General features: G+C 66.8%; 3 protein-coding genes. All 3 read right to left on the reverse strand.

Annotation, left to right across the window (positions count from 1 at the left end; all coding sequences use genetic code 11):
• Window positions 1-75: 75 nt before the first annotated feature.
• Genes ABT095_RS38580 through ABT095_RS38590 form a run of 3 tightly spaced genes read right to left on the reverse strand, consistent with a single transcriptional unit; the run spans window position 76 to window position 3,965 of the window.
• Window positions 76-699 carry a DUF6000 family protein gene (locus ABT095_RS38580; RefSeq protein ID WP_350534308.1) on the reverse strand — a complete coding sequence of 208 codons (624 nt, stop codon included), beginning with the start codon at window positions 697-699 and terminating at the stop codon, window positions 76-78.
• A gap of 57 nt (window positions 700-756) precedes the next feature.
• Complete coding sequence (locus ABT095_RS38585) at window positions 757-2,844, reverse strand: tyrosine-type recombinase/integrase (RefSeq protein WP_350534309.1); 2,088 nt, start codon at window positions 2,842-2,844, stop codon at window positions 757-759.
• Window positions 2,841-3,965 (reverse strand): tyrosine-type recombinase/integrase, encoded by a 1,125-nt coding sequence (locus ABT095_RS38590; protein WP_350534310.1) that lies wholly within the window; start codon window positions 3,963-3,965, stop codon window positions 2,841-2,843. Before ABT095_RS38590 ends, ABT095_RS38585 begins: the two co-directional genes overlap by 4 nt.
• Between the last annotated feature and the right edge of the window lie 81 nt (window positions 3,966-4,046).

Raw genomic sequence — 4,046 nt, forward strand, 5'->3', positions numbered from 1 at the left:
GTTTATCTGGACAGCTTCGAGCTGTGCGGCGGTGGGTTCCCCCGATCAGGGGTCACCCTTCCGAGGACGGCCTCGTCACTTCTTTGTCACGGGATGCTCGGCGCTCTCATCAGCGAAGGCACAGAGCCGGCTGACCACCTCGCGGTAGGTGTCCGGCGTGCCGCTGTGGTTCTTGCGGGGAGGTCCATCGATCCACTGCTGCCAGAGACCGTCGGGAGCCAAGAAACGGGCTGTTCGATCGGCGCCGAGCTTGGCGTCGAGGTGCAGGAGCGCACCTATGGCGGTGGTCTGGTCGTAATAGAGGTCGGGACGTCGGAGGTAGCGGTCGAGGTAGGCGGCCAGCATGTCCGCGTCGGCAGGGGTGCCGAAGGTGGCGAAGGTAACGCAGTAGGCCGATCCCGCGTAGCAGACCTCGCTGGCAAGCAGCAGTTCGCCGAGGCGCTCGCGGAACTCGGTCCTGCGAGCGACGGCAATGAGCCAGGCTGCGGTCTTACGCTCTCGCCACCCACCTTCGAGCAGGATGGCCAGTTCACGGGGCGTGATGTCGCTGGCGGCCTTGCCGAGCTCCCGCGTGAACTCGTTGCGTTCGCTCCCGGTCATGCGCGCGAGGCTGCCGCCGAGCCTGAGGTAGCGCCGATCGGGTGTGACATAGCGGCGGATCAGATCGGCCAGCTCGGGGTCCTCGTGGGCGAATCGCATAGCCGAATCCTGTCCTGGGCGAAGCCGTACCACCAGTGCATTTCTCGGCTGCACTCGTCAGGCAGCGGGTTGATCATGAGGTTCGCCAAGGTCGTCGAGAAGACTGGTGATGCGGTCAGCGACTCGCTGGTGGCGGTCGATCTCCCGCTCCCAGCCCCGCTCCCGCGCGTCGGTGATCAGTTGCCGCTCGACACAGAGGCGTTCACGCAACCGGGGCGCGTACTGGGGCGTGGTGACGAACTTCGCGCAGGTGAGGTAGAGATCGCACTCGCAGGGGCCCTCCTGAGGCAGGCGAAGGCAGCGGCCGAGTTCGAGTTCGGTCTTGTAGAAGTTGGTCTTGAGCCAGTCCAGGGCGTCCTGGTCGAGCTGTCCGGAGCGCAGGGTGTCGGCGAGTGGGCCGGCGATGACCGCGCCGGGCGTCAGGACGGCTTGGTAGTCGGCCAGGACCGTGGGATCGGAGATGTGGGTGTAGGTCATCGACATACCGGGGCTCTTGTGGCCGAGAACCTTCATGATGGTCTGCACGCGGGCGCCTCTCTCGGCGAGTTGGGTGCCCAGGGTGTGTCGGAAGCGGTGGGGGTGGATCGCGGGCTTGCCGACACTGTTGAGGATGCCGAGCTCCTGGCAGATCTCGCGCAGTGGGTTGGCGAAGAGGTAGTCGGGGCCAGCCAGGCCGCCGTTGCGCAAGAACAGGTAGCGCACGGGGCGTCCGAGATCGGGGTCGTAGATGCCTCGGTCGTGTTGGGCTTGCCGCAATGCGACCAGTGCGCGGATCGCCTCGGCGGCCTCATCGTGCAGTGGGACGGTGCGTTCCTTGAGGGCTTTGCCCGCCGCGAGCCGCAGCCGTGGGGTGCCGTCTGGGTAGGTGTCGAGGCAGTCGAGGTGGAGCTTGCGGATCTCCGTTCGGCGGGCTCCGCTCCATCGAGCGACCAGCAGCGCGCACCGCTGCAACGCGCAGTCGACCTGGCGGACCCGGTTCATGATGGGTTCGAGCTGGTCCTGGGGAATGAACCGGGGGACGCGTTCGATAACGCGGGGCATGTCGGCGTGTGTGATCAGAGGGCGAGCCGGGACATCGTCCCACTCGGCGACGGCGGCATGGCGGAAGAGCACGGCGACGGTCGAGATGATGCCTGCCCGGTAGGCCCGGCTGAGCGGCTCGTCGGGCTGCTTGATCTTGTGCAGCCGATGCACCGACTCCATGAATGCAACCAGGTCGGCGCGGTTGAGCTGATCGAGGCTGTCGATGTGCGGGCGCTCGGTGTCGAGCCACAGTCCGAAGCGGCGAAGCCCGCCTCGGATGCTGGACATACTCTCGGGCCGCAGGACCAGGGCGCGTTCGGCAAGGAAGCGTTCGAAGATCGCGTCGACGCGTGGCTTCGAGGACAACCGCGGGGACGGTGTCGCCTCCTCGCGGGAGGGCGGCCGGTCGGTGATGCCAGCGTGGAACAGCGCCAGGCCAGTGCGGAAGGCGTTGGTCGACCAGGCCAACTTCAGGGTGGGGCAGTGCTCCTCGCCGACGACCTGGAGAAGGCCCGGGATGCGCTCGCAGTGGCGGATGGCGTGCCGCAGTTCCTCAACGTCGTCACCTCTGATGGTGCTCACCTCCGGGTCACCGCGGTGCATGGCCAGCCGGATGAGACCCCAGGGAATCCGGAAGGCCTGGTCATCGCGGATCTGCCCAAGCGTCACGAGGTGGTCGCGCAAAGTCTCGGTGTGTTCCCGCAGCGGCAGACCGAGCTGGTCGGCTACATGAAACGGCTTGAGTACCCCGATCCCCAGCAGCCACCCCCAGTCCATGCGCAAGCGGCCGGTGAGGGCGAGGTAGGTCAGGTAGTGGCGGGAGTTGAAGTTGATCCACGCTGCGGTCGCGTCGAAGCCGGGCTCGGGGGCTTGGCGCCTGTTCTGTCCCTCTCCGTTGCGCCAGCCCAGCCGGTCACGCAGCGGTTGAGCGAACCAGGTCTGCAGGTCCGGGTAGGTGCGCCGAAAACGCAGATGGAACTGGAGATGCTTGCGGCGCCAACGATCGCTGCTGGAAAGGGAGTTGACGAAAGATGCATATTCGGCCTCCGGGCAGTGCCGAGGGGCCCAGCACGATGGGGTGCCCGGTGATGTTGCCGCTCGCACGGATGCGTTCGCGTTCACGCGTCCTGTTCTCCGATCGCCCGGCGGTAGTCCTTGACGACCTCGGTATCGCTCACCCTGGTATAGACCTTCATCGAGTCGGGCGTTGCGTGCCCGAGCCGGGTCATCAGCGTCAGCTCCCGCATGCCGCCCTCGAACATCCGCGTCGCGTGGGTGTGCCGCAGGCTGTGCGGAGTCAGCCACGCGTCCCGCACCTCAGCCCGCTCGGCAGCGCGGGCGAACATCCGGACCAAGGCGTCGTAGCCCAACGGCTCGCCCCGACGCTTGCCCCGGCCACCGACCAGGAACACCCACGGCGTGTCCACATCGGTTGGACGCTCGCGCATCACGTAGGCGTTCAGTGCCGCCAGGGCCCGCCCTTCCCACAGATCGACCACCCGGTCGCGGCGCGATTTCTGCCGTACCCCGCGCGGATGATCGTCCCGTTTGCGGACCGTCACCCGGCGCTGTCCATAGGAGATGTCCTCCAGTTGCAGCCCCAGCACTTCACCCGGACGCAGCCCGCCCTCCCACATCACCTCCAGCAGTGCCAGGTCTCGACGAGTCCGCAGCTCGTCGACGAGCGCCCGGTAGACGCCGGCTGGCATCGGGCGCGGAACCGGTTCCACCGTCTTGACCCGCAGCACTCGGCGCACCGGCTGCTGCCGGCGAGCATTCGCCAAAGGCGGCCGGTACCGGTCCGGCACTCGTGCCGCGGCCTGATCGACCTTCTTGACGATCGGGTTGTCCCGGCCGGTGTACCGCTCGCTGGCGATGAGGAACTCGTAGAACGACGACACCGCGGCGAGTACCCGGTTGCACGTCTTCGGCGACAGCAGTCGGCCCCCGCTCATCGCGACGCCAAGCTCCAAACGCTGCGCGCGTCGAGACGACGACACCAGTCGCAGCCACTCCAGAAACTCCATCGCCCGCACGGGTGTGAACTCGGCTGCTGTGATGCCGCGTTCTTCGCAGAACAGGTACAGCTTCAGGAGGTCGTACGCGTAGGCGCGGACCGTGTTCGTCGAGTACGCCCGCACGGTCAACAACCGCAGGAAGTCATCGACTTCGACCACCGGCTCACCAGCTGTGTCCATCAGCCGCACCTGCGGCTGACCAGCCGCAGCGTCGGGCACCTTCATCACTCGCACGGCCGGAACCATACGCACCCCGTGCGACCGACACAGTCGCTGAATCAGGTGATCTGTCCAGATAACTTCGTC

Origin of the sequence: Kitasatospora sp. NPDC002227 (assembly GCF_040296285.1) — a bacterium.
GTDB lineage: Bacteria > Actinomycetota > Actinomycetes > Streptomycetales > Streptomycetaceae > Kitasatospora.

Bases quoted from the DNA above. Each gene is read 5' to 3' on its own strand.
- ABT095_RS38590 (WP_350534310.1), bottom strand. From the start codon at position 3,965: ATGAAGGTGCCCGACGCTGCGGCTGGTCAGCCGCAGGTGCGGCTGATG.
- ABT095_RS38580 (WP_350534308.1), bottom strand. From the start codon at position 699: ATGCGATTCGCCCACGAGGACCCCGAGCTGGCCGATCTGATCCGCCGC.